1 protein-coding gene is annotated in these 735 nt (G+C 55.5%); it reads left to right on the top strand.

The genetic code is table 11. The features are described 5' to 3' along the window. Positions 1–23 precede the first annotated feature (23 nt). A complete protein-coding gene (gene aqpZ, locus ACSZPU_RS26095) occupies positions 24–719 on the top strand; it encodes an aquaporin Z (protein ID WP_437616629.1) in 696 nt (231 codons plus the stop codon). The last annotated feature ends 16 nt before the right edge of the window (positions 720–735 follow it).

Consider the following 735-nt stretch of genomic DNA (forward strand, 5'->3'; position numbering starts at 1 on the left):
TAACAATCAGAAGGAACTCATCAATGTTAAGAAAAACCGCTGCCGAATTCTTCGGCACGTTCTGGCTGGTCTTTGGTGGCTGCGGGAGTGCAGTGCTGGCTGCGGCCTTTCCGCAGCTGGGGATAGGGTTCGCGGGTGTAGCGCTCGCATTTGGCCTGACGGTACTGACGATGGCGTATGCTGTGGGTCATATTTCCGGCGGTCATTTTAACCCGGCAGTAACGCTGGGACTGTGGGCCGGAGGCCGAATCTCTTTCAGTGACGTCGTCCCTTACATTATTGCTCAGGTCATTGGTGGTATTGCTGCCGCAGGCGTCCTGTATCTGATAGCGAGCGGCAAAACGGGCTTTGAGTTGACGGCTGGCGGCTTTGCTTCGAACGGGTTCGGCGAGCACTCTCCCGGTGGTTATTCACTTCAGGCCGCAGTTATCGCTGAGCTGGTTCTGACAGCTTTCTTCCTGATTGTTATTCACGGTGCAACAGATAAGCGCGCACCGGCCGGGTTTGCCCCGATTGCCATTGGTCTGGCACTGACACTTATCCACCTTATCAGCATTCCGGTCACCAACACGTCCGTTAACCCGGCAAGAAGCACGGCAGTTGCCGTCTTCCAGGGAACATGGGCGTTACAGCAGCTCTGGGTGTTCTGGGTTGTGCCGCTTGCAGGCGGCGTTCTTGGCGGCCTGATTTACCGTTTTCTCCTGCAAAGCAGGGACTGACATAAAAACTGTAAGT

Origin of the sequence: Phytobacter sp. V69 (genome assembly GCF_965644215.1) — a bacterium.
Taxonomy (GTDB): domain Bacteria; phylum Pseudomonadota; class Gammaproteobacteria; order Enterobacterales; family Enterobacteriaceae; genus Phytobacter.

Excerpts from the sequence above, each read along its gene's own strand:
- aqpZ (WP_437616629.1), top strand. The coding sequence starts at position 24 with ATGTTAAGAAAAACCGCTGCCGAATTCTTCGGCACGTTCTGGCTGGTC.